General features: G+C 44.4%; 17 protein-coding genes and 1 riboswitch. Of the genes, 3 read left to right on the top strand and 14 right to left on the bottom strand.

Features of this window, described 5'->3' with window-relative positions; all coding sequences use genetic code 11:
• Window positions 1-18 precede the first annotated feature (18 nt).
• The 4 genes from NBH16_RS13800 to rimP are packed head-to-tail and all read right to left on the bottom strand — an operon-like array spanning window position 19 to window position 5192.
• Window positions 19-510 carry a CvpA family protein gene (locus tag NBH16_RS13800; protein ID WP_005859392.1) on the bottom strand — a complete coding sequence of 164 codons (492 nt, stop codon included), beginning with the start codon at window positions 508-510 and terminating at the stop codon, window positions 19-21.
• 2 nt (window positions 511-512) lie between these two features.
• Window positions 513-3434, bottom strand: coding sequence for a translation initiation factor IF-2 (gene infB / locus NBH16_RS13795; RefSeq protein WP_008772780.1), 2922 nt, complete (start codon window positions 3432-3434; stop codon window positions 513-515).
• 20 nt (window positions 3435-3454) lie between these two features.
• Window positions 3455-4720: a transcription termination factor NusA gene (gene nusA / locus NBH16_RS13790; RefSeq protein ID WP_005867586.1), complete on the bottom strand. Its 1266-nt coding sequence runs from the start codon at window positions 4718-4720 to the stop codon at window positions 3455-3457.
• A gap of 4 nt (window positions 4721-4724) precedes the next feature.
• The gene (gene rimP, locus NBH16_RS13785; RefSeq protein ID WP_005867585.1) at window positions 4725-5192 is read right to left on the bottom strand and encodes a ribosome assembly cofactor RimP; all 468 of its coding nucleotides are present in this window, start codon (window positions 5190-5192) and stop codon (window positions 4725-4727) included.
• Window positions 5193-5429: 237 nt separating this feature from the next.
• Window positions 5430-5540, top strand: a riboswitch (TPP riboswitch).
• Window positions 5541-5582: 42 nt separating this feature from the next.
• Here rimP and NBH16_RS13780 point away from each other — a divergent pair.
• Genes NBH16_RS13780 through NBH16_RS13770 form a run of 3 tightly spaced genes read left to right on the top strand, consistent with a single transcriptional unit; the run spans window position 5583 to window position 9080 of the window.
• Window positions 5583-7781, top strand: coding sequence for a TonB-dependent receptor (locus NBH16_RS13780; protein WP_005867583.1), 2199 nt, complete (start codon window positions 5583-5585; stop codon window positions 7779-7781).
• A gap of 34 nt (window positions 7782-7815) precedes the next feature.
• Window positions 7816-8403: a nicotinamide riboside transporter PnuC gene (gene pnuC / locus NBH16_RS13775; protein ID WP_008777886.1), complete on the top strand. Its 588-nt coding sequence runs from the start codon at window positions 7816-7818 to the stop codon at window positions 8401-8403.
• Between the two features lie 17 nt (window positions 8404-8420).
• On the top strand, window positions 8421-9080 hold the full coding sequence (locus tag NBH16_RS13770) for a thiamine diphosphokinase (RefSeq protein ID WP_057328872.1): 660 nt from the start codon (window positions 8421-8423) through the stop codon (window positions 9078-9080).
• 80 nt (window positions 9081-9160) lie between these two features.
• On the opposite strand, the gene NBH16_RS13765 is transcribed toward NBH16_RS13770, so the two are convergent.
• The 10 genes from NBH16_RS13765 to NBH16_RS13720 form a co-directional block, all read right to left on the bottom strand.
• On the bottom strand, window positions 9161-9541 hold the full coding sequence (locus NBH16_RS13765; RefSeq protein WP_005867576.1) for a hypothetical protein: 381 nt from the start codon (window positions 9539-9541) through the stop codon (window positions 9161-9163).
• Window positions 9542-9592: 51 nt separating this feature from the next.
• Window positions 9593-11077, bottom strand: a complete 1485-nt coding sequence (locus tag NBH16_RS13760) for a DUF3868 domain-containing protein (RefSeq protein ID WP_122382476.1) — start codon at window positions 11075-11077, stop codon at window positions 9593-9595.
• Window positions 11078-11085: 8 nt separating this feature from the next.
• Window positions 11086-11643, bottom strand: a complete 558-nt coding sequence (locus NBH16_RS13755; protein WP_122382477.1) for a DUF3575 domain-containing protein — start codon at window positions 11641-11643, stop codon at window positions 11086-11088.
• Window positions 11644-11685: 42 nt separating this feature from the next.
• The gene (locus tag NBH16_RS13750; RefSeq protein WP_122382478.1) at window positions 11686-11973 is read right to left on the bottom strand and encodes an HU family DNA-binding protein; all 288 of its coding nucleotides are present in this window, start codon (window positions 11971-11973) and stop codon (window positions 11686-11688) included.
• A 222-nt stretch (window positions 11974-12195) separates the two neighbouring features.
• Window positions 12196-12675: a PD-(D/E)XK nuclease family transposase gene (locus tag NBH16_RS13745; RefSeq protein WP_250788749.1), complete on the bottom strand. Its 480-nt coding sequence runs from the start codon at window positions 12673-12675 to the stop codon at window positions 12196-12198.
• A gap of 676 nt (window positions 12676-13351) precedes the next feature.
• On the bottom strand, window positions 13352-15826 hold the full coding sequence (locus NBH16_RS13740) for a DUF4906 domain-containing protein (RefSeq protein WP_250788748.1): 2475 nt from the start codon (window positions 15824-15826) through the stop codon (window positions 13352-13354).
• Between the two features lie 17 nt (window positions 15827-15843).
• The gene (locus NBH16_RS13735) at window positions 15844-17370 is read right to left on the bottom strand and encodes a hypothetical protein (RefSeq protein ID WP_217773185.1); all 1527 of its coding nucleotides are present in this window, start codon (window positions 17368-17370) and stop codon (window positions 15844-15846) included.
• A gap of 21 nt (window positions 17371-17391) precedes the next feature.
• Entirely contained in the window at window positions 17392-18486 is a 1095-nt protein-coding gene (locus tag NBH16_RS13730) for a hypothetical protein (RefSeq protein WP_121960656.1), read from the bottom strand.
• A gap of 256 nt (window positions 18487-18742) precedes the next feature.
• Window positions 18743-20293 (bottom strand): fimbrial protein, encoded by a 1551-nt coding sequence (locus NBH16_RS13725; protein ID WP_121960690.1) that lies wholly within the window; start codon window positions 20291-20293, stop codon window positions 18743-18745.
• A 54-nt stretch (window positions 20294-20347) separates the two neighbouring features.
• Window positions 20348-21475: a fimbrial protein gene (locus NBH16_RS13720; RefSeq protein ID WP_250788746.1), complete on the bottom strand. Its 1128-nt coding sequence runs from the start codon at window positions 21473-21475 to the stop codon at window positions 20348-20350.
• Window positions 21476-21500: the final 25 nt, after the last annotated feature.

Genomic DNA, 21500 nt, shown 5'->3' with positions numbered 1-21500 from the left:
ACCATTGATAAAAGCCCTTCATTCTCCTAATGAAAACAAATTATGTGGGAAAATTGTTGGTACTATTTGCTTCACGCTATAATAAAAACGAGATTCTATCTTTGATTGGCGATGAATCAAGACCGATCCGCGATCCACGAACTCCAGCGCGTTCAACAGCAAACTGGTAAAGACCAAAACGACCAACAACCCGAAAAAACCACCAAACAAATGGTTGATAACACTCAACGGTGTCGCCCCTACCACCTTGGTAACCAGTTCACCCGCTAGGATAAATACCCCCATAATCAAGATAAAACCCGCTATATAACTCAAGATCGTAACCCCTTCTTCCGGAAACCAACCCAACGCCAAGATATATCCTTTCAGCCAAGCCGCCGCTTTCCCGCAGAAAAAGATCGCGATCACTAGGGCTATAAGCGAAACAACCTGTTTGATGATTCCATCAAACAGGCCTTTCACAAATCCTATCCCTGCCAGACATAGCAATGTAATGTCCAACCAGTTCATCGTTATAACGTCTTCTTAATTTCTGTCTCTTCGTAAGCCTCGATCATATCGCCTACTTGGATATCGTTGAAGTTCGTAATATTCAAACCGCAATCCAAGCCAGCCACGACCTCTTTCGCATCGTCCTTGAAACGTTTCAAAGAGCCTAGCTCGCCGGCATAGATCACGATACCGTCACGTATCAAGCGGATCTTGTTCGTACGCTTGATCTTGCCTTCCTTAACCATACATCCGGCAACCGTACCGACCTTGGTGATCTTGAATACCTGCTGAACTTCCACATAAGCGGTAATCTCCTCCTTGATCTCCGGAGAAAGCATGCCTTCCATAGCGCTCTTCACCTCCTCGATCGCATCGTAGATGATAGAGTACAAACGGATCTCTACACCTTCCTTCTCGGCGTTTCTACGCGCTTGCAAAGACGGACGAACTTGGAATCCGATAATGATAGCGTTCGAAGCCGCCGCCAAAACCACATCCGACTCGGAAATCTGGCCAACCGCCTTGTGAATTACGTTCACCTGAATCTCCTCTGTAGACAAACGGATCAAGGAGTCGGACAATGCCTCTACGGAACCATCCACGTCACCCTTCACGATCACGTTCAACTCTTGGAAATTACCCACGGCGATACGACGTCCGATATCATCCAAGGTAAGCATCTTCTGCGTACGAAGACCTAACTCACGCTGCAATTGCTCACGACGGTTAGCGATCTCACGCGCCTCTTGCTCAGTCTCCAATACATTAAATGTATCACCGGCCTGAGGAGCACCGTTCAAACCGAGAATCAATACCGGCTCGGAAGGACCAGCCTTCTCCACCCGTTGATTACGCTCGTTGAACATCGCTTTGATACGTCCTTGATGAGTTCCCGCCAAAACGATATCTCCCATCTTCAACGTACCGTTCTCCACCAATATGGTAGATACATAGCCACGTCCCTTGTCCAAAGAAGACTCGATGATAGAACCAACCGCACGTTTTTTCGGATTCGCTTTCAAATCCAACAGGTCGGCCTCCAACAAGACCTTCTCCAACAACTCCTCGACACCGATACCTTTCTTAGCGGAGATCTCTTGACTCTGGTACTTACCCCCCCAGTCTTCCACCAAGTAATTCATATTCGCCAACTCCTCCTTGATCTTCTCAGGATTAGCATGTGGCTTATCGATTTTATTAATAGCGAAAACAATAGGAACGCCGGCAGCCGAAGCGTGATTAATCGCCTCAATCGTCTGAGGCATCACGTTATCATCAGCGGCCACGATAATAATCGCGATATCCGTCACCTTCGCGCCACGGGCACGCATAGCGGTAAACGCCTCATGACCCGGAGTATCCAAGAACGTGATACGGCGGCCATTCTGCAACTTCACGTTGTAGGCTCCGATATGCTGCGTGATACCACCGGCCTCACCAGCGATTACGTTCGCGCTACGGATATTATCCAATAAAGAAGTCTTACCATGGTCAACGTGTCCCATCACCGTTACGATAGGCGGACGGGCTACCCAATCCTCCTCGTTATCATCTTCCTCATCAGCGTTGATCGCCTCGACAACATCCGCGCTTACATATTCAGTCTTATAACCGAACTCCTCAGCCACGATATTGATCGTCTCCGCATCCAGGCGCTGATTGATCGAAACCATAAGGCCGATGCTCATGCAAGTACCGATAACCTCCGTTACAGATACGTCCATCATGTTCGCCAAGTCGTTGGCCGTAACGAACTCGGTCAGCTTCAATACCTTGCTTTCCAGTTCTTCCTGTTCCATCAACTCGTGCTCACGTTTCACAGCGGCGTCACGTTTATCACGACGGTATTTAGCCCCCTTATTATTCTTATTATTCTTGTTGGTCAAGCGAGCCAAAGTCTCCTTGATCTGCTTTTGAACATCCTCTTCGCTAACTTCCGCTTTCACCGGCTTCTTCAAGCGAGGCTTACGGTCGTTATTCGGACGATCGTCACGATTCGGGCGCGGATAATTCGTACCCGGCGTATTATTCACGTCTACTCGATCTTTCTTGATACGTTTACGCTTCTTCTTAGCGTCACCTTCCTCACCCGGTTTAGCAGGAGCGTTCGGTTTAATCAAAGTAGGCGAATTCGGACTCTTATGAGGAGCGCCCGGACCGTTGCTATTATTACCCGGCCGATTGTTATTAAACTTTTGCTTCTCATCACGCTCTTTCCGCTTCTCCTCCTTCGTTTTCTTCTTCGGACGAGTCGATTGGTTAAGCGCATCCAAGTCAATCTTACCGGTTACCTTGATCTTTGATTCCAATTTAACCGAGTTCAAACGGAAAAGATTATCGTCTTTTTCCTCGGTCTTCTCTACTTCCTGTTCCGGTTTCACACTTTCCACCTTAGGTTCCGCAACAACCGGTTGCTTCTCTACGGTTTTTTCTTTTTCCACTTCCACTACTATAACTTTTTCTTCTTTTTTCTCCGTGGGAGCCTGCGCAGGCTGCGCGGGTTTAACAGGAGCTTGAGCAGCGGGAGCGGCAGGCGCTTCCTTCACTTTCGGCTCTTCCTTTACCTTAGGCTCTTCTTTCACCTTCGGCTCCTCTTTAGCCTTCGGCTCTTCCTGCTGTTTTTTATGTTGTCCACCATCCAAATCGATATGACCCTTCATTACGATCTTAGGCCTGAATTCTTCCGGTATCACTGTCTTTATTTCCGCAGTCTTCTCTTCTTTCACAGAAGGAGCCTCTTTCTGCGCACGATCCGCCGCAAAATTACGATCTTTCTCAGGCAGATCCTTTCCAAACTCTTTTACGAGCAAAGCATACTGTTCATCACTGATCCTCGTGTTGGGATTATCCTCAACCGAGAACCCATTCCGGTGCAGGAACTCAACCACCGTGTTGATTCCCACGTTCAATTTTCTCTGTACTTGAATTAATTTTATAGGCATATCTAACTTTGTCGTAATACTTATTCGTTACCTTCATCTTCAAATTCCGCAGATAAGATAGCTAAAAGATCGTCCACGGTCTGCTCTTCCAGATCGGCACGTTCAATAATCTCATTGCGGTTCATAGCAAGGACGCTCTTCGCCGTATAGCATCCTATATTCTTCAGTGCGTCGATCACCCAGCTGTCGATCTCGTCGGAGAACTCATCCAAGTAGATATCCTCCTCGTCCGCTCCTTCGATATCACGGAATACGTCAATCGTATACTCAGTCAACATACAAGCCAACTTAATATTCAGACCACCCTTACCGATCGCTAAAGAAACCTCCTCCGGACGTAGATAAACCTCAGCTTTCTTTTCTTCCTCATTTACACGGATAGAAGAGATCTTAGCCGGGCTTAAAGCACGCTGGATAAACAAAGAGAGATTTGAGGTGTAATTAATCACATCAATGTTCTCGTTTCTCAACTCGCGAACGATTCCGTGAATACGAGAGCCTTTCATACCTACGCAAGCACCCACCGGGTCAATACGGTCATCGTATGACTCGACAGCCACTTTGGCACGCTCTCCCGGGATACGGGCGATCGCCTTGATCGTAATCAAGCCATCATTAATCTCCGGAACCTCCAACTCGAACAACCGCTGCAAGAAGACCTTATCCGTACGGGAAAGAAGGATCTTCGGGTTGTTATTATAGTTATCCACACGTTGAACGATCGCACGTACGGTCTCTCCCTTACGATAGAAATCGGTCGGGATTTGCTCGGATTTCGGCAGTAGCAACTCATTACCATCGTCATCCAGCAACAGGATTTCTTTCTTCCACACCTGATAAACCTCAGCGGCGATGATGTGGCCGATTTTATCCTTATACTTAGCGTACAAGCTGTCTTTCTGCAATTCAAGTATCTTTGAAGCCAAAGTCTGGCGCAAGTTTAAGATCGCACGACGTCCGAAGTCCGCGAAATGCACCTCGTCGGTCACTTCCTCGCCCACCTCACAGTCGGCGTCGATTTTACGGGCCTCCGTCAACGTAAGCTGCAAGTTCTCATCCTCCAATTCATCATCAGCCACAACCGTACGGTTTCTCCAGATCTCGAAATCACCTTTCTCAGGATTGATAATCACGTCATAGTTCTCATCCGTGCCAAACATCTTGGCGATCACGTTACGGAACGAATCTTCCAAAACGCTAATCATCGTATCTTTATCGATATTCTTCAACTCCTTGAACTCCGCAAGGGTGTCAATCATACTGATTGTTTCCTCTTTCTTGGCCATAATCTTACTTGAATCTTATTAAGTATTTTGTATATTTTATTTCATCAAATGTATACGACTCATCCTCTATCACGGTTACCTTCCGCTTAGCGCCCTCCGGTTTCACCTTCTTCTCGACAGAGACAACCACACCGTTCTCGTCGGCAGATTTCAACACACCTGTCAGCTTCGAGCCGTTTTTCAACAGCATCTCCACCTCGTTTCCGATGTTCTTGACGTATTGGCGAAGTACCTTAAAAGGAGAAGTAATGCCGGCGGAGCCAACCTCCAGCTCATAATCCTCGACGTCACGATCCAGATGCTCCTCCAAATACCGGCTCAACTCAGCGCAATCATCAATGCTTACCGCTTCATCGTTATCAATTTCAACGACTATCAGGTTCCCCGGTTTAATCACTACGTCTACTAAATAATTGCTTGAAGAGGCTAGTTTTTCCTCTACTAATTGGCTTACCACTTTCTTTTCTATCATACACATATCTGTTAAGAACAAAAGAAGGGGACTACCCGCCCCCTCCTCAACTTCACTTAATCGCCCGCAAATATACAAAAAATCAATGAGTTCTCAAAATATCCTCATCTTTTTGCAGAAAAAATTAATACGACACAAACCGGATTACGATCGATAGTAATCAGAATTAATATCTATAGAAATCCGATTTACTATTGATAGTAATATTTATTAACATTTTTATGCCTATCTTTGCTGCCGAATACGAAGGGGTGCTCGCGGAATCCTTCACGAAAGGAGCGGGCTGAGATCATACCCATAGAACCTGTACAGGTAATGCTGTCGTAGGGATTCATGCTTCTCCGATCCTTTCTATTCATCTATTTAGTTTTAAAGCAAAAAGATGAAAAGATGAAAAATGTATTGGTTATCTTGGCCGGCTCCTTGCTGGCTACAACCGCCAAGGCACAAATGCCTAGTCCGGTCGACTCCTTGAAAATCTCAAAAGACGTATCTTTAGATGAAGTGGTTATTACCGCTACCAAAGTCGGGAAAGAGACCCCGGTAGCTTATAGCGACATCTCCAAACAAGAACTAAGCAGCCGGAACAACGGGCAAGGTATCCCATTCCTTATCTCCCAATCCCCGTCTGTTATCATGACCTCGGATGCCGGAACGGGTATCGGTTACTCCGGTTTTCGTATCCGGGGTACAGATGCGAACCGTATCAATATCACGATCAATGGCGTACCGGTTAATGACTCCGAGTCTCATACCGTATTCTGGGCTAATATGGCCGATATAGCTTCCTCGGTAGAATCGATCCAGATCCAACGAGGCGCCGGAACCTCTACGAACGGAGCTGCGGCTTTTGGCGCTACGGTCGCCATGCAGACCGAGAAACCGTCCTTAAAGCCTTACGGCGAATATTCCGTATCAGCAGGTTCTTTCGGTACGCTGAAACATACGGTAAAAGGCGGCACTGGATTACTTTACGATCATTTCGCTTTCGACGCCCGCTACTCCAATATCCGTAGCGACGGCTTTATCGATCGTGCCTCCGCCCGTATGAGTTCTTACTATGCCTCCGCCGCTTTCTATGCCGATAATACATTGATTAAATTCCAAGCCTTCGGGAACAGCGAGAAGACCTATCAAGCATGGAACGGTGTTCCGTCTTATTTACTTGACACAGATCGTAGCTATAATCCATGCGGAGAATATGAGGAAGATGGAGTGAAGAAGTTTTATAACAATCAGACGGATAATTATTGGCAACACAACTACCATTTAATGGCCAGCCAGCGTATCGGAGATTTCTGGAATATGAACCTGACCCTTCATTACACCGACGGAAATGGATATTACGAGGATTATAAATCGAAAGCCAAATTCAGCAGTTATAAACTACCGGAATATATCGATCCGGAGGGTAATACCGTAAAAAAGACGGACCTTGTGCGCCGTAAATGGCTCGACAATTATTTCTATGGAGCCGTTTATAGCGCAAACTATCAACGTGACAATACCCGCCTTACGCTGGGAACCGCCGTCAACAACTATGTAGGCGATCATTTTGGCCGGGTAATGTGGACCAAAAGCGCAAACGTCTTGCCACAACCGGATTACGAATATTATCGCAATACCGGTAAGAAATTAGACTACAACGCATACGCTAAATTGACTCAACGTCTTTCCCCTCTTTTCACCGGCTATCTGGACTTACAATACCGTGGGATCCATTACACCATTAAGGGAAACGATGACAAAGCCGGGGAAGGACTGGACATTCGTAAGAACTGGAACTTCTTCAACCCGAAAGCCGGAATAAACTTCCATAACAATGGCCATAACGCCTTCGTCTCTTTCTCCGTCGCTAACCGGGAACCGAACCGTGACAATTTCACGGAGGCAGGCCCCGAGGAACGTCCTACCCACGAGACCTTATATGATTACGAGGCCGGTTATAGTTTTGGTAACGACCGTTTCCGGTTTGGAGCCAATCTCTATTTCATGGATTACAACAACCAATTGATCCTGACCGGCAAGATCAGCGAGATCGGCGAGGCCCTCACTTCCAATATAAAGGATAGTTACCGAATGGGTATCGAGCTTACCGGAGGTGTACAAATCACCTCTTGGCTAAATTGGAGCGCGAACGTAACCCTCAGCCAAAATAAAATCAAGCATTTCGTGGAATACGTGGATAATTGGGATACCGGAGGACAAGAGATCAATGATCTAGGCACAACGAATATAGCTTTCTCACCCAATCTAATAGCGAACAGCATGTTCGATTTCGTTTACAAAGGGTTTATCGCAAGTTTCAACTCACAAATAGTAGGCCGCCAATACATAGACAATTCAAGCAGCAAGGATCGTTCCATCGATCCCTACTTTATCAATAGCCTACGTATCGGTTACGCCTTCCAGCCTAAGTTCATGAAAGAAATAACCCTAGACGTGACTATCAACAACCTCTTCAACGAGAAGTACGAGACCAACGCATGGGTATACTCGTATATCGAAAACGGCACACGTAAAAAGGATGACGGTTATTTCACCCAAGCCGGCACGAACGCCATGGCCAGGATCACCTTCAAATTCTAACTTAATTTTCAATTATCAATTATCAATTACTAAAATGGTTTGGCTAGAATACTTCGGAGTAATAACCGGTCTGCTCTATCTCTTTCTAGAGATTAAACAACATAAGGGCATGTGGGTGGTGGGATTCCTCACCTCCCTCGTGTATGTCTTTGTCTTCCTGTCCGCTAAGATTTATGCGGACATGGGATTGCAAACCTATTACGTAGGAATCAGCATATACGGTTTCTATCAATGGACCCGGAAGAAACATGAGATACACACGGAAAACGACAGTCTTCCCTCCGACCGTATCCTATACACCCATCTGAGCCTTCCGCTTTTCGTGGGGATTATCGGAACATTGGCCGTTGTATTCGCCATCTTATGGTATCTCCTTCATCAATTCACGGACTCTCCCATCCCCGTAGGCGATGCGTTCACCACGTCGGTAGGCATTGTCGCTACTTGGATGCTGGCAAGGCGAATTATCGAGCATTGGATTTTTTGGGTAATCGTAAACCTCGTTTCCGTATATCTTTATTACCTTCGGGGCTTGTATCCGACGATGCTACTCTATTTTTGCTATGCGACACTAGCCATTGTGGGCTATTACAATTGGCGGAAGAAAGGGGAAGAGTTTTAATTTATAATTTATGAATTATGGGAGATAATACGGAAGTGAAGGAAAGAGGATGTGTGATCGTAGCGAATGGGAGATTTCCTTCCGCTGAGTTACCCTTGAGATTATTAAAGGAAGCGAAAACGATTATCGCTTGTGATGGAGCCGTAAAGACACTTTATGAAAAGGGTATTCATCCGGACGCTATCGTAGGAGACTTGGACAGTATACCCGCCGACCTGCGCAAACGCTACGCAGACCGAATCCACCATGTAGAGGACCAAGAGATCAACGACCTCTCCAAATCCATCCGCTTCGCCCATGCCCAAGGCTATCGAGAAGTTCTCATATTAGGAGCTACCGGATTGCGTGAGGATCATACATTGGGAAATATATCCCTTCTTATGGAGTATGCCCCCTTATTCAAGCGGGTGGAGATGTTATCCGACTATGGTCTTTTCACACCTATCTTAGAAACAACGACTTTCGCTTCTTATCCGGGGCAACAAATCTCCATTTTCGTTCTTTATCCCGAAGGGGAGATTAGTACAGAAGGACTCCGCTGGCCCATTTGCCAACGAAAGCTCACCTCATGGTGGCAAGGAACTCTCAACGAGGCTTTAGGAAATCAATTTACCGTCACCCTCTCCCCAGATTGCCGGGTGATCATTTACAGGGAAGCTCCCCATACAAAAAAATAGTCCTGAAAAGTATCACTACTTTTCAGGACCGTTACACCCCTCAACTTTACATGCTTAAATAAGAAGCGTTCGCTTCCTTATCAAGCAGATAATTTTTTTAACTCATTCTCTTTCCATTCGGAAAAACCTTCTACCCTATCCCTTATCTGGAACTGTAGCTTATCGTCGGCAACCAACTTCAGCACAGCCGTAGGAGAAAGGGGCAAATACATATCATTCACGGCGAAAAAAGCTTTCAGTAAAACCACGTCATAGTCATCGTGGATTACTTCTTTCTTTAATACAACCGAAACCTCCATCTGAGTCAGATAGTAGGCTGAACGTTCGTATGCGCACCAAGCATCTCCTTCCAGATACAGATAGACATTGTTTGGATTATCTACCTCATGAGGCAGAACCAACTCTACTACATCTGATGCTTGTTCCATATAAAAGAAATTATTATTAATATTTGTCTTCATGACATTTACAAATTAAGTGCCTTCTACCCTATACATAGGGAGGAATAGCTATCATTTTACAGCGTTGAAACTATCAAATACCGCATTATCCTCTATTTTCTTGCGCAATTCCTCTAAATTTATCGCCGCGGCCTTTACTCCCATATCCTGAGCCTGCTTCAATAGAGATTCCGCTTCCGTCAAATCACCGGTCAACATACTTAACACTCCTTTCGCATGAACCGCCTCCGGGGCGTTCCCCGCTTTCGCCAAATAGTTCTTAGCGGAAGCATAATCACCCTTGCCCATAGCGATATTCGCGGCGTTAAGATTCGCTACCGGATCATTCGGAAACATACGGACAGCGATATCAAATACATTATTATATTCGTCACTACCGATCTCATAGCTGTTAGCCACCGCGAACATCTCCCCTAAACTTAGCTGTTGCGGACGAGTCTTGATAATCTCACGCCCCTCATCCACCGTAAACTCACGTACCGTATAATCAATCTTATATTCCGAGCGACGTAACGAAGGGAAAATATCTTTCAGCACATAACGGAAAGCGGCGCCACCACCCAAGGCACGTAACTTAGCCTCCTTGCGATCCGGATCATCCGAGCTATCGATAATCGCCAATACCTCGCTACGATTCGGTACATTCGGATCGGCCTCTACCTTTTCCTTAAAACCGACCCAATCTTCCGGTTCCGAGCTCATCGTGAAGAAATCAGCCTTGAAGTCATTCTTCTGGCGGATATAGTCACGTAACGCTTTGACACGATTATCCGCCAATTTCTTATTACTAGCGTAAGAGCCTTCCGGTGAGGCATATCCTTTCAGTACGATACCTGTCGGTTTCACGTTCTTATCCTCTGTAACGGTACGAATCGTATTATTGATCTTCGCCAACTCCACCGCATTATTACGGAAATCAGGAAGAATCTGATATTTACCCACTTGGAAGTCCAAAAAAGCCGTACCGACCTCCGCACGATGCTTCTCCGTCTCTGCCATCGGCGTGATATAAGAGAATGTAGGCTGAACCTCATAGCGCTTATCCGGACGACGACGAATCTTGTCCGCGATCAATAACGGACTACCGGCCTCTTCCTTACCACAACCGCATAGATTCGGGTCTAACACGACACGTGCGTCTTTCATCCAATCCTCAAAAGGCACGGCGGTTTTATAACTTACCACTTGATCTTCCTTATTGGCTTTCAAGATAGTATAATGAGGTACGTCGTTCAAATTATCTAAAGCGACCTCACGGTTATATACTTTCTGGCGGATACGTCCGTTCACCAAAATAGAAGGAAGCCCCTCTTTTTGCGAAGCCGACTCCAAGACGGGGGTCAGTTCCAAATAGCTACGGGATTTCACCGCATCGCCACTTACCGTCACCACGGCATCGATATATACCGAGTCGCCCTTCTGTACCACGTCGTTACAAATCACTTTAACCCCATCCGAGGCAGTCTGTCCCATGATTGCCGGAGACACGACGGCCATCATAGCCGCCATCATATATGCATTTATCTTCTTGTTCATCGTTTGGGTTATTTAATAAAGTAAATAATAGAAATAGCCGCTTTCGTAACCCCGAAATAATCTTTCGTATCGCTTTTCAATACGGTTCCGCAAGTGGCACAAGGATATTTATCATAATCCAGATGCGCCCAACCAATACCCAGCACGGCTTCCATGCTCCACCGGTCACTCAACAACCACTGATAGCCATAAGAAAGTCCGGCTCCATACAAATTACCTTGATACCGATGATTCTCCATATTCTTGCTCAAGAACTTCAGACCTCCAACATTGTAATCCGCATAGTGCGCATGCAAGCCGAAGAAATGTCCATTGAACTTCTCGCACAACCAATAACGAACTTCTGGTTGTACCAGCCAATGTTTCATACGAGCCTCATCGCCAAACTTCCATCCATTATAGTTGCCGGATAGATCTAGCGACCACTTTTTCGCCAAGCCAACCTCTACGCCCAAGTTGATCGTAGCAGTCGCATCATAGAGCAAGTTCGACTTCACCGCGAACTTCTGGCCGTAAACGCCTGTCGTAGCTACCAAGAGCAGGACTAGGAAAAGAATTCTCTTCATATCGAATATTTTTTCGTTTTTATTATACATTCATGAATGCCTTCACTTCGACGAGCTCGCATTCAACTGTTTAAGTAATAACTTACCAGGCTTAAACTTCACGCTTTTACGAGCTCTTATCATATAAGCCACCCCATTCCTAGGATTTCTGCCGATCCGTTCGGTTTGTTCCCAAGCGGAGAGCGTCCCAAAGCCCAATAGCATCAAAGAACCATCACTTTCCAAAGCCTCTGTCGTAGTCTCTTCCCAAGCTTGAACAAAGCGCATCACCTCCGCTTGCGTAACCGACAATTTATCAGCCAATGTTTTCACGAGTTCTCTCCTATTCATCCCTTTCACTTTTAATTTGTATCACAAAAATAGATTATAACATTTCTTAGCACGATAGGTGTGAGTTTCAACTTTAAAGGGTAAACCTACCAACTATCCTTGATTGATAAGAATACCTATTCATTTCAAAGAAGGTGATAGGAACACCGACACTTTATAAAGACAGCAAGGGGCAGACTTGTGTAAGCCTGCCCCTTATCAGTCATACCATATCATCCACATCTAACACTTAATTTCTTCCTTGCGAATGAGATTCTCCAGATCGTTTATCTCCTCCAAGGAAAGCCCCGTACATTGAGCGATCACAGAAGGCTCCAAGCCGATCCTCTTTAAGTTCCAAGCGGTACGTAAAGTGGTCAAGCGGCTACCTCTCGCCTCACCTCTCACCTCAGCATTCTCCACCGCATACTCCATCGTAGCCTTCCAATCCCGGTAGATCTTCAGGTTCTCGTCGTAGATGGCACGCTCTTGCGGGGTGAGGGCACCCAAGTTCGCCACGTCCAGCAAACGGCGGAAGTGGGCCTCTTTCTCCTTTAATGGGGACATATCAAACAGGTTCATATTTTTCAGTACATAAATTGTTTTTTCTAACGGAGTAACGCACTCCTCGTAACGCAAATCGAATCGTTCGAAAGAGATATAGATCTGTTTCAGCCGGATCCGCCCAAAAGTCTTACCTGTTTGCTCGTTTGCCAGAACCACGTCCGTTCGCCATGAAGGGAACTCGGGAAGGCTGAAGTTCAGAAAACGTATCTATGCCGTAAAGGTAAGGACTATTTTCCGAATAAAAAATCTCGTCTAGATAAAATAAGCCATTCATATCACTTTAGTATCAAAGATCAACCTGTTAGCCAAACGAACATTATCTGATCCTTTTGATCAATATAAGACGCATATCGTGGCATTCCCTTTTAATGAAAGCCACGTAATAAAGGCGTGGAGCGCCGCTTTATTCATGTTTTAGGATAAAAAAGGACGGTTTTCAACGCACATTAGGAGGCAAAAGCCTACACATACGGTGGCGTTGGGCACCACCTACCGTGCCGTTGGGCATCGTAAGCGGTCGCTAATAGGGTTATAAGCGGTTGCGAATGGGCATTCTTGCATCGTTACACCCCAGTCGTAAGCCTGTTTTTCCCCTTTTCACCCTACTTGATATGAATTACGATGAACTAATTTAGCTAGAATGAATGGGCGTTTTTCAGCATCTACGTATATGCTAAGCAATTACTGTTTTTTTCTTGCGTATTTGGAGGCAAGCCGTAGGTTGGGCGGAAAAAGGGATTCTCCGGGAGTTAAGGATACAAAGTGTCAGATTGATTTCAGTTAAATAGAGAGAGACGCAGCATGCTGCGTCTCTACAACTAGATATATCAATTTATTTTTCACTCCTCACACAACGAACAAACATGCCGTTATTCGTATTTAATGTTCCGACATTAATAGGAACATTGGTATTCAGAGAATACCAAAAATCTATAAAAAGCATATTCGTATCAGCATTAGAGTCACCAGATCCAGACCAATAAAAAGCCCCATATCGATGGGCTGTATTATAGAGAAGTCGACCTCCACCCAAATATCCAATACCAATCTCATCAATCCCTGTATCCTCTGCAGCACTCCCATGCTCAGTCATAACAGCCTTTCCATAAGAGAAGAACAAATTGACAGGTTCTCCAGTAGAACGAACCATTAATGTTCCTTTAGCCGGATTGCAATCTATAGTTTCATCTATAACCGCATTGCCTTCTGAATCCCACTGCCAACCAAAAGGAGTTTTCTCAACCGGACAACTATCATCATACACATATCCTCCATATGTAAATAATGTATTTTCCTCCGTAGCACTCTTAATAGCACTGTAATGGCTAGCCACAGGAACTTTATAACCACTCGGACATGGACCTTGTTCATACTCCCATTTGTATTTTTCTCTGCGCATGTCATCCAATGTTTTTTCTTTCCAATTCAAATGCTTATTACCATAAGTCACATCCCATGGTGTATAATAGGAATCTGAAGCCCCTCCTTGATAAAAATATCCAGATTGGGTCGGAGCGTTGGTGATAGAGCCTTTTGTCGTACAATTGAATAAAGACCAAGTTGCCCCACCATCCAACAATTGCGTATCCGCATAACCTTGACGCAAATAAATCATATGCTCGCAACGGTTATTATGATAGGTTACCTTGATAGCGCCATAACGATTGGTGGAAGAACTTCCTGTGCTCGAATTCGGTTTATAATTAAAAACAATATCACCTCCAGTACCTGTAACAGACTTCAATTTTCCGACGACAGACTGTCCGTCATCTGTAGATAGCGTGAACCAATCCCCGGCGGCAATAGTAGCTGTCCAAGGGCCGATAGAATTCAATATCTCATACTTTCTCTTCCCCTTATTAAATTCTCGCACCTTAACTTTGACAAGCTCCGTGTTGTCCCATTTCTTATAGAAAGCTATCGGATCGACCAAACGGATAACTTGATTGACAGTTACAGTTTTAGAGATTGATTTTCCGTCCTTCCCTGTAGCCGTAATCGTCACGGTATTAGTTATGTGATCCTTACTACTAATATTCGTTTTCTTCGTGATAACTCGAATCGTATTCGTATTTTTATCATACGCACCAATCTGGAAATCCTCACGATTTGAACCTTCCACACTCCATGTACAATTATCAAACCAACCATGGTCTGTCGGCAACTTCACTTGGATATCACTTATAGAGCCTATCCGATACCCGATATAAATATCATCCACCGTAAAATCCCAGTTAAAATCTTTCGTCACACGCCAAGAAGCCTCGTCAACCCCGCCCTTACCGGTAAGATTAAGCGTCACGTTATAGTGGGCGTTTCGCTCTACCGCAAAATTGGTAAAAGCGTCATCTCCTAAGAAAAAGCGATAAACAATCTTCCCACTAGCACCCATTTCTGAATACTCCGCTTCCACACGAATATAAGAACAAGTCTTATCCGCTTCCACAGTGGCAACATCCTTTATTGGGGTGTTACCTAAACTGGCCGGGGTTTTATATGCCTCTACATACTTTCCGTCTTTCAGTAAGCAGACACCATCCGGTTGCTTATTCTCATACATAAAGAAAACACTGTTATCTTTCATTGAACTAACATTCTCTACCGGATTGGAAAATTCGATCATATCAGCCTCCGTTATATAATCTGAAGGTGACGGATTTGCCGGGATTAAGTTGTTCATAAACAATTTACCAGTAGCCGGTACTTGATGCAAAGATACTTTTAGGGGCTTGATCGTACGATCTTTCAATCCAGAAGTATTCACAGATACGGATATCATAGCGTAAATACGCTTTAACGAAAGGATGGCAAAACCTTTTCCTCCGCTAACTGATACATCATCAGCGGATGCGCTCATTACCATCTTTGGCAAATTATCTAACGTTCCATACGATAGATTATCTATCTTATCGAACGGCTCCGCACTCAAATCAGATTCTGCGTTCGCAATTACTCGTACACGATAAGAACCATTCTGTAAAGCTATATCGTAATTAACCGCCTTATTCTCTTCGTTATTATTTACGGTAAGGCCATTCAAGGCTGCACCGGTCAAATACAATCCTTTAACTAAGCGATTATTATCCTTATTATACACAAGGATATTCAAATCGCTAATAGCATTAGCATCAGTAGCTGAGGCTTTCGTGAGCGGAGAGATCACGTCGCTAGCGGAAACGCTCAAGGACAGTCGTAATCCATCAACATTCTGCTCTCCTCCATTCACTTCCGTCTCTTCCATGCAGGAACCTAGTCCTAGCATTAACAGGCCCAAGAACAAGGCATATATATTTTTTATCGCTTTCATAATATTCTATTTACTGTTTAATTAAAGTTTGCGCTAACATCTTTCCCAACCCAAGGAGCTACCCATATATTAAACTCACCTGTTGATTGTTTCAACATTCCTGTCACATGATAATAGTTACCGTGGATCAAACCGTCCGTGCATTCATCCGCTTTATATTCAGGGTTGATTGGGATGGAGTATTGATAGTCCGTACTCTCTCCGGTAGAAGTTATATCTATTTTAGATACGGTTCCACCCATTTCCAATTCTTCCGTATTGATAATAAACTTAGTGTTTGAACCTTCTCCCCAGCCCCCATCTTCATCCCATGTGGGATGAAAACCTGTAGACTTCAACTTATAAGTTGCTATTTCCTTTTTATCACCCTTAACGTATTCCCCAACTATCTTCACAGACAAGGCTTTTGTTAGATCACTGACCTTGTCTCTTTCATACGTGTAAAAAGATAAATTGACCTTAGTATCTGCCATTCCTCCTAGGATAGATCCATCTCTCAAACCAATCGCATCATTCAATTGATTTGTGGGGATAATCAGTTTCGATTGTGTATTCACATTCAATACTTGAACACTTATCAAATTAAACAGCCATGTTGGAGTTGTAGTAGTTATCGCCATTGTAATAGGGTTTCCCGAAGAAAAACTTTCTATATGCGCATATTTATTACTAGTATTAGGTTGATTAGCACAGTCTTTATCCGCAGAGTTATTCCATGCCCGCACTAACGCCTTAGCACCAGCTGGAACTTTTTCTCCCGATCCTGTTGCCTTCAATGCACCAGACTGATCCACATATACAATAACAGGTTTATTTTTGTTAGATGCGCTACTCATTCTTTTAGATAACTTATTGATAATGTCATCCATAGAATAACCATCCAACGTCCACTTACTCGTAGTCGTAGAGCCTTCCATCTTCGGCAACTCCACATCCAAGTCCAACTCTACTTTCGCCGCCAATTGCTTCAAATGGACATCCTTGCCGCCAGAAATCACACCGCTAGTAGCGGTAAATTTCATATCCTGCTCGCCTGCCTTTATCAAGGTTTTCGGATCGAATGTATAATAGCCCTCTCCACCCAACGTACCAGTATAAGTTACCGTCTCGGCACTTAACCCATTATAATCCATTTCCGCATAAGACGCAACCTTGTCCTCCAATGGATTCACGATAGCTACCACCTTCAGTTCCGTGTTAAGCGGTAAGGTTAAACCGGTCAATTTAAAAGAGCCGGAACTTTGTGTCCCGACAAAACTGCCATCACCTAAGGTTCCAGTCTTAGAAATCAAGTATTTCCACTCGTTATCCACCTTCTTGAAGATGGAGACGAAAATATTGTTTATGTTAAGCTCATCCGCCGTAGCGTACTGATAAGTACCACCGGCATTTATCGCTTTCGTCTCCACGCCCTCAGTAGAGAAAGAGATCGAAACCGTACCTGTTTCCATCGGTCGCTCATCTATCAGCTTCTCTTCCGTACATGCGGTAAAGGCCAAGAGCGCCAAAAATCCTGTCAATACTATATCTTTTAACTGCTTCATGTTATGTTTATTTTACCCTGTTTACTTAACTGGTTCTCCAAAAATATCACCGACACTCAAGGTATTCGGTATCCAATCTTCAATTACAAAATCAATATCCTCGCTGGCATTACCTATTGTCACAGATAACTTATAGAGATTCCCCCCAACAACCTTCACCGCATCTCCCGGCTTTGTCTTGATCGGATAGGTACGATCCATTACCGCACCATCAACCTTATAGGTTATTTTCATGGAAGTCTGACGATCCACATCCGTATTATCATAGCCATAAAAACGGATCTTATCGTAAGTACCGTAAATGTCTTTCTTCGGATCACTCTGGTTCACATCGGTTGGCTTCAGAATATTATCATCTACTCCGGAAAAAGAGCTACCATACTCACCTACCACTTTAGCGCTTAGCTTAATGTTCAGCATCTGTACGGAAACGACCTCTACATTCGGTACTACCGGATATTCACCACCCACCTTTTCTTTACTTGTGTCTACCACCTTGAAGGAAGCCAGTTCAAACGCCGCGACTCTCTGCGATACGGGAATTGTTATTTTGTTACAATTCCCGTCATCGTGAGTAGCCAATTGAGTAGTTGTTTTATAAGATCCAATGGGTTGTTCTCCTACTTTTACTAGAAAATTAGGATGTTCTGCCAACTCTACATCTTGAATATCCGCTATGGTTGTACAAGCCAATAACTTATCGGCAGTCGTCTGTGTCAGGTTCGCCACCGCATAAGCCGTAAGTGCCGGCTTATCACTTGGCACTTTCACGATCATGTGGCGCTTGATATCCGTAGTAAAGGACTCGCTACTCGTCTGCAAATCGCTTGTTGCGTACCAATAAGAAGACAATACATTGTCATCTTTAATAATAGCTACAAAACAATTACTGATAGAAGATTCCGTAGAAGTAACATCATTGGGATTTTCCGTTATTTCACCAGCCTTGGTCATAGAGCTATTGCCGGAAAGAGAGAAGGCAAAAACGGCCTCGGTGTTTGCGATATTCGTCCCAACGCCTCCCATATCCACGTTATTCAAAATATCGTCTTCCATGGAGCAGGACACTCCGATGCAAAGGAAGCATAACAATGCTAGTATATTCTTTATTTTCATAATGGATTGAATTTTTCTCTTGTTTTTACGCTAGCAAAATTAGAGGAATCCATTATTCGGCACGATAGGCGTAACTTTCAACTTTAAGGGGTAAAACTAGCATATTGAATATAGGCATTTGAGGGTGTGGTTAAAGCTATCTTTGGAGATAGGGATACCTATGCAGAGCGCAAATCCATTCATCATAGGACAAAAAAAACGGAGTCCGGAAATTCCGAACCCCGTTCTCGCTATTAATCGTTATGAAAGAGTTTAATCAATTCACGTCTGTCTCAGTTTGCGTGATGACCGTCCAAGGCTCGACCTTAATACTGAAACTGATACAAGCGTTCAACTCGCTTGTGTCGGGATCCTTAGAGCCTTCACCGGTTATCGTAGCGTATATCTTATAGATGGTATTACGTTGTACACCAATAATGCCACTAGTCGCATCTTGCTTAATTGGTATACGGTAGTAGCGATCTTTTTTAACCACATCATTACTTTGTCCATTCGTTTTTCCATTCGTTTTTCCATTTGGATACCAATTGCCCCGAAGAATTAACATGGTCTGTATATTTCCAGATGGAGAAGCACCTTTATTCAGATCATCTGCAAGCATCGGTTTATCCCCCTTCATTTCAAACACATAAAATTGAGGCATCTCTTTACGTCCATATCCATCACCACTAATCGTTTGGTCATCAAAAGAGAACCAACTGCTACCATTATAATTTATGGAACCATCGCCGTTCAAATTAGAAGAATGACTATGACCCGTCATTTTGATGTCTACCCCTGCATCCATTGTCCAAGCTAAAGAAGCTATATTTTTAGTACCATTCACTAAGAAATAGTCATCTCGCTCATAGCTACAACCATGAGAATAAGCAGTAGCATTATCCAAACTATACGGTTTTGTTGCGTCAGCATAGATAAGGGAAGTATTGCTAGCGTTAGCGATATATACATGTGTCAACTCAAATGACGCGTCTGCATAATTGTTCTTGAAGTCGCAATCAATAGCTTGAAGTTGGACACGGGCTACATGGCGGGTTAATGGGATTTTATCATCATCTGGAATATTTGCCGGATCATAAGAGGAATTTTTTTCAGTCCATCCTTCCGCTTCACTTTTTTTCTCAATCTCCTTATGTGCTGCACCTACTACCGCATTGTTTGTATATGTAATAGAAGGGGTTGTAGATCCTTTCACCCAATTATCATATGTTGTTCCTGCCAGAAGCTTAGAACTACCTCCACCGATCGTAACTATCTGGCTAAACATCGGTACATACGTTTGCGTACCACTGGGCACTGGATGCACTTGCATAAAATCAACAAGACTTTCAAGTTTGGCTGCTTTCACATCCCCCAAATTAGAAGGAGGCGTAGCAAGTTTCGTATTCGCTAAAAAGACCACCGCCAATTGCGTATCAGAAAGTTCGCCGGCCGCCGTAGCTTTTACCTTGACAACGATATCCTCAATAGTCTTTACGGAATGACCATCAGCAGCAGAGGATACCGTCTTCATTGCGGCGAATTTATATGCATCCTCGTTCACCCCATTGTCTACATAAAACAAATAGGCGGTTAGTTCATTAATAAATTGCTCGTTATTACTGCCAGATTCTAGCACAGCATCACCGCCCTCTTCCGTTGCACCTTTTGTCTGTATCCCATCCAAAGCCGTAGCGGTAAGAGAGACGTTCGCATCTATCATCTGATAGTTCTCTTCCGGTATCTCGATGCCATTCGAGCTATCGTCCGAGCAGGAGGCAAAAGTGCATGCGGCGAAGGAGGCTAATAATAAATGTCTTAGTTTCATATCCTTTTGTTTTTTCTTGTTTATACTAAATTTCATTCCCTATGATTCCATTACTTAGTCTATTACCGGATGCTGCATTACCGGGCCCCAGCCTACTACCTGCACGGCTATATTCAAGTTGGTATCTACCTCGGGTTCCGGATCCGGACCTGGGCCCGGGTCTGGCGTTACGGGAATATTGTCGAAACTTTCGCCGTCAAAATAAATACGGAGACGGTAAACGTAGTTGCGACGGATGAAATTATGATCATAGCCGTTCTGCAAGCCACCCGCATTGATCACCGCCGTGAAGATTTTCGTATGGTCCTGATAACTGGAATTTCCCCGTAAGGTAGCTTTTACGGCGATCATCGTGTGATCGTCGCTTTTCATATTTTCCATTACATAATGAACGAATGGCGTATTGGATATCGAAGCGCCATCATTTACCAACAGATCCTCGAACGAGGTATTCTCCGAATTTCGCACGGCATCGGGAGCCTCTGTCTCTCCCCAATCCGCCTCACTGAAATAGTAAGACTTTGTCTTCATATTGTAGATACCTACCGCATCGATTCGCACCTCACGTCCGGCGAACGGCGTTCCGGCAAAACGAGTGGATATATTCACCAAATCAATACGTGCGGCTACACGGGTCAAAAGGATCGGGTCGGAGATGCCATCCACATTCTGATCGCCAAGATCCGTATATCCTAAATAGTTATCTTCCTCAGATAAAGTGGATTTTGTAACGATCACTTGACTACTCATCGTTAGGTTCGTTTGCGATTGCGAGGAGAGGTCTACCAAGCGAGTCTGGAACTCATCGTATGTAGAAACGGTAGATAATAAATCTCTCGGTACGTTCGCCAAGACAATGATCCGTGCCCGGACAGCCTTCGTTGTCGGCACATCGGCTATTATGGCGGAATGTTCCGCCCCGGAAAGAGCCTCCCATTTATAACCGAGCAGTTCCGTGCCGGTCTCATTAAATACTACCACTGCCAAATTATTGATATAAGCCTCACCCTCCAACTCATTCACGTCATTGGGATTATAGGCTTTCGTAGCCGTACCGGACGCCTTGACAGCGACGGACAGCTTAGCGCCTTCTAAGGGAAGAACCGGATCCTCATCTTTAGAACAACTCACACAAGCGAGAATCGCCAAACCGGATAAAAATATGTTCGCTAATAATTTCATGTTCGTATCGTATTTCTTAATTATA

Origin of the sequence: Parabacteroides sp. Y3-G-102 (assembly GCF_023656845.1) — a bacterium.
In the GTDB taxonomy this organism is placed as follows: domain Bacteria; phylum Bacteroidota; class Bacteroidia; order Bacteroidales; family Tannerellaceae; genus Parabacteroides; species Parabacteroides distasonis.
The sequence above is the reverse complement of the archived record's forward strand: the minus strand, read 5'-3'. Positions and strand labels throughout refer to the sequence as shown.